Origin of the sequence: Methylibium sp., assembly GCF_013817365.1 — a bacterium.
Taxonomy (GTDB): domain Bacteria; phylum Pseudomonadota; class Gammaproteobacteria; order Burkholderiales; family Burkholderiaceae_C; genus Methylibium.
Genome location: NZ_JACDCU010000340.1, coordinates 1 through 4497 on the forward strand (window position 1 = coordinate 1; position 4497 = coordinate 4497).

A 4497-nucleotide genomic window follows, 5' to 3' on the forward strand; every position below is an offset into this window, starting at 1 on the left:
GCGAGCGCGTGACGAGCTGCTCCCAGAGCTTGGCGTCCTGCGCGCCGAAGCCCAGGCCGTCGAGCTGCTTGACGGCGTTGTCGGGGTCGAAGATGCGCATCACCATCTTCTCGCCGAAGGCCGTGGGGAGGGTCGAAAGGCGCATCTCCACATCGCGGGTGGCGGCGCTGCCGACGGCGCCGGGGCGGCGCGTCTTGATGCGGCCGTCTTGCGGGCGGCGCTTTTCCACCACGTCCATGCGGCCGAGCAGCTTGACGCGGCTGGTCATCGCCGTCATCACTTGCAGCGGCACCTGATAGACCGTGTGCAGCACACCGTCGATGCGAAAGCGGATCGCGCCCATCTCGCGGCGCGGCTCGAGGTGGATGTCCGACGCGCGTTGATCGAAGGCGTACTGCCACAGCCAGTCGACCACCTGCACCACGCCCTGGTCGTTGGCATCGAGCTGCTTGTTCGACTTGCCCAACTCGACCAGCTGCTCGAAGCTCGCCGGGCCCGCGCCGTCGCCACCCTTCTGCGCCGCACGCACCGAGCGCGACAAGGTATAGAACTCGGTCGTGTAGCGCTGGATCTCGAGCGGGCTGGCCAGCGCGAGCCGGATCGTCTTGCGCGTGTGCGCCTCGATCTCGGCCAGCCAGGCGGTGTCGAAAGGCTCGCAGGTGGCGACCAGCGCTTCCGTCGCGCCCACCTGCACGGGCAGCGCGCAGCGGCGCTCGGCATACGTGGCCGACATCACGTCGGCGACCCGCGCCACGTCGACCTTGAGCGGATCGATGCGCAGGTAGGGCAGCTTGCAGCGCAGGGCCAGCCACTCGGTCAGCGCCTCCACGTCGAGCGGCACGCCGCTCGACGCGTGCACCAGGCCGGCCGCGCCCAGGCGCACGAGCGGATGCTGGGCGCTGTCGCCGGCGCCGAAACGCTGCGCGATCCGCTGCGCGTCGGGCAGCAGGATCACGCCGTCGGCCACAAGCCAGGCGACGAGTTGGCGCCAGTGCAGCGGGCCGCTCGGTGCGGCAGCGGCCAGCGGCGCAAGCGGCTGCGGCCCGCTGCGCGGGCCCGCATGCGACGGCGCTGCGGGAGCGACCTGGGGGGCGAAGGGAGGACGGGTCTTCATGCGGCGGTGGCCAGGCGGCCCGGCAGATTCTGCAAGAGCTTGAGCCACTTGCGCGCCGGCAGCCCGCATTGCGCTTCGATCGCCTCGGCCCGCGCGGCCAGCTCGGCGCGCGGCGGCAGCCCCGAGCCCTTCCAGGCGAGCACGATGGTGTTGCCTTCGCGGGTGGGCTTGAGCATCGCCATGCGCTCGGCGCCGAATGCGGCCGCAATGCGCTCGGCGCTGCGCCCGAAACTCACGTCTCGGCCGAACAGGTTCACGCTCATCACGCCGCCCTCGGCGAGCAGCGCATGGCAGCCGCGGTAGAAGACTTCGTCGTCCAGCACAGGGGCGGCTGCCTCGTGGTCGTAGAGATCGACGCACAGCGCATCGGCCGTCGCGTGGTGGCGCGCATCGGCCACGAAGTCGGCCGCGTCGGCTTCGATCACGGCGAGCCGAGCATCGTCGTCGGGCAGGCGGAACCACAAGCGGCAGGCGCTGATGACGGTCGCGTTGAGCTCCACCGCGGTGCAGCGCCAGCGCAACTTCTTGTGGCAAAACTTGGTGAGCGCCGCCGCACCGAGACCGAGCTGCACCGCATGGCCGGCCGGCGCGCCGGTCGGCAGCAGCAGCAGCCAAGCCATCATGCGCTGCACGTATTCGAGCTCGAGTTGTTGAGGCTTGGCCAGACGCATGGCGCCTTGTACCCATGGGGTGCCGAGATGCAGGAAGCGCACGCCGTCGAATTCCGACACCGTAGCCGGCGCCAGGGTCGGGCTGCGGAGGCGCTTCGGTGCGACGGTGCTGATCATGCCGCGCTGGCCCCTCACCCGGCCTCTCCGCAAGGGGGAGAGGAGCTATACCCATCGCGTCGACCCTCTCCCTCTGGAAGAGGGCTGGGGGCGAGGTGGGGCTCTCGAGCCGCATGCGGCGAGCCCACCGAGCGGCCCGGGCCTGCAGGCCCGGGCGCGCCCTGCAAGGGAGAGCTTGGGCCAGCCTCCAACGCCGCCAGCCGCGGCAAGGCAGCCCTTGCGTTTGCCTGCGTCGCCGTCGCCAGCGCCGCCACCGTGATGTCGCGCAACGCTGCCAGTTCACCGGCGATGCGCGGCAATTCGCCGGGCTCGTTGCGCCCCATCGCCTCGCCCGCCGCGCGACGGGCGGCGTTGGTGTAGAGCCAGTGCGGTGGAATGTCCGGTGAGTCGGTTTCCATCACGATTGCCTCCAGCGGCAGGCCGGCCGCCAGCCGGCGCAACTGCAGCGCCGTGTCGAAGGTCATCGCGCCGCCGAAGCCGAGCTTGAAGCCCAGGCCGATGAAGGCATCGGCCTGCTGCCGGCTGCCGTTGAACGCGTGGGCGATGCCGCGCGGCGCACCGGACTTCATGCGCCGCAGGTGCTTGAGCAGGGTGTCGGCCGAGCGGCGAACGTGCAGCAGCACCGGCAGATCGAACTCGCGCGCCATCTCGAGCTGGCGCACGTAGAAGTGCTCCTGCTTCGAACGGTCCAGCCCTGCAACGAAATGGTCGAGGCCGATCTCGCCGACCGCCACCAGCCGCGGGTCGCCGTGCTGCGCGGCCAGTGCGTCGCGCAGCGCCTGCAGCGCGGTGTCGTCGAGCGACCCGACACACAGCGGATGAATGCCCAGCGCGTAGACCAGCCCATGCTCATGGGCCAGCGAGCGCACCGTTTCGAAGTCGAAGGGCGCGATTGCCGGCAACACGATCTGCGCGACGCCCGCAGCGCGCGCCCGCGTCACCACCGCGGCGCGGTCGGCGTCGAACTCGGCCGCGTCGAGATGGCAGTGGGTGTCGGTCCACGTCGGCATCGGTGCTTCAGCCCGGACGGCAACGCAGGTGCAAGACGGCCGTCATGCGTCGAAGGCCTGCGCCGCGCCTGGCGGGCGCAACAAGCTGGGCACGACAAGCGGATGCGGCGGCAGTCCCTGGGCCTGTTTTCATCGGCAAGTCTGTAGCGTTTGGTTGTTCAACGACGGAGGATGCCAGATGAGAACACGTTCCTTCTTCGCTCTTGCGAGCGCTGCTGCGGCGCGGCACGGAACGTCGGCGATGAAGCCAGAATCGTGGCCGCCGAGGAGGACCGTCGCGGCACACTGCACGCGTGAGCCCCCCTCCTCCTGCCCTCGCTCCAGCCACCGGCTCATGCAGCCGCCGCACGCTGCTGCGCTGGCTGCCTGGCCTGTTGCCCCTCGCACACGCTCGCGCTCGCGCCTTCGTCGCCACCACCTTCGATCAGGGCCTGCTGTGGCGCATCCAGCGGCCCGGCATCGCCGCGAGCCACTTGTTCGGCACCGTGCACCTGGACGATGCCCGTGTGCTCGAGATGCCCCCGGCCGTGCATGCGGCGCTCGATGAGGCGCGCGTGTTCCTGCCCGAACTGCGCGCCGACGCCGAGAGCGGCCGCCGGTTCGAAGCCGCGACGCAGCTGCCGCCGGGCCAGTCGCTGCGGGCGCTGAGCGGCGAGGCAGCCTACCCGCTCATCGCCGCCGTATTGGCCACGCGCTACGGCATTGCACCTGCCGCCACCAACCGGCTCAAACCCTGGGCCGCCTACCTCGCGCTCGAGCAGCCGACACGCCGCCAGGGCGAGATCCTGGACGGCAAGCTGCAGCGGCTGGCCGTGCAGCGCGGCTTGCCCGTCGTGCCCCTGGAAAGCCTGGACGAGCAGATCGCCTCGCTCGAAGCCGTGCCGCTGCCCAGCCAGCTGGCGTTGTTCGAAGCCAGCGCCCGCGCGCACGACGAGCAACTCGCCGCCATCGACGAGTTGCTCGCGCTCTATCTCGCCGAGGATCTGGCGGGCCTGTGGCGGCTGCAACGCACCGTGCTCGTCGGCCAGGCGCCCGCGCTTCGGGCCGCGCACGACGACCTGATCGAGCACCTGCTGCTGCGCCGCAATGCGCGCATGGTCGAGCGGCTGCTGCCGCATCTGCGGCAAGGCGGCGCCTTCGCGGCGATGGGGGCGCTGCATCTGCACGGTGAGCAGGGCCTGCCAGCCCGGCTGGCGCGGCTGGGCTGGAGCGTCGAGCGACGCCCGGCCTGAATGGGTTCGACGCGTCGAGGCACTCGAACCCTTCGCGACGCGAGAGCACAGGCCGGGCGCGCCGCCTGCCTCCGCAGGCAGTCATACGAACGGTTCGGCTGCAGCGCTGCCGGCGGTGCCGCGCAGGCGGCTGCGTTCAAGCCACTTCTACCCGTGGCTCACCCTTCCACTGACCGATCCCCATCCGACGCCCCAGCCACGGAGATGAGGCTGCGCCTCGCCGCGACCGATTGGTCGCAGACAGCGCTCGGCCCGATGAAGCACTGGCCGCAGATGCCCTGCTGCGCAAGCTGCGCGCGCTTTCCCCCGAGGAAGGCGGCATCACCCCAGCCATCGCGCTGACGGCTTACGCG

Annotated in this window: 3 protein-coding genes and 1 pseudogene; 1 reads left to right on the top strand and 3 read right to left on the bottom strand. The window is 70.9% G+C overall.

Annotation, left to right across the window (positions count from 1 at the left end):
- The 3 genes and pseudogenes from H0W38_RS17145 to H0W38_RS17155 form a co-directional block, all read right to left on the bottom strand.
- Positions 1 to 1114, bottom strand: a 1114-nt coding sequence (locus H0W38_RS17145; protein ID WP_292456294.1) for an ATPase, T2SS/T4P/T4SS family, incomplete at its 3' end; no start/stop codon positions are given.
- Positions 1111 to 1902, bottom strand: a complete 792-nt coding sequence (locus H0W38_RS17150; RefSeq protein ID WP_292456301.1) for a spermidine synthase — start codon at positions 1900 to 1902, stop codon at positions 1111 to 1113. The genes H0W38_RS17150 and H0W38_RS17145, both read right to left, overlap by 4 nt.
- 188 nt (positions 1903 to 2090) lie before the next feature.
- Positions 2091 to 2912: pseudogene (locus tag H0W38_RS17155) on the bottom strand (TatD family hydrolase); the annotation flags it as partial.
- A gap of 293 nt (positions 2913 to 3205) precedes the next feature.
- On the opposite strand from H0W38_RS17155, the gene H0W38_RS17160 reads away from it, so the two are divergent.
- On the top strand, positions 3206 to 4144 hold the full coding sequence (locus H0W38_RS17160; protein WP_292456297.1) for a TraB/GumN family protein: 939 nt from the start codon (positions 3206 to 3208) through the stop codon (positions 4142 to 4144).
- The last annotated feature ends 353 nt before the right edge of the window (positions 4145 to 4497 follow it).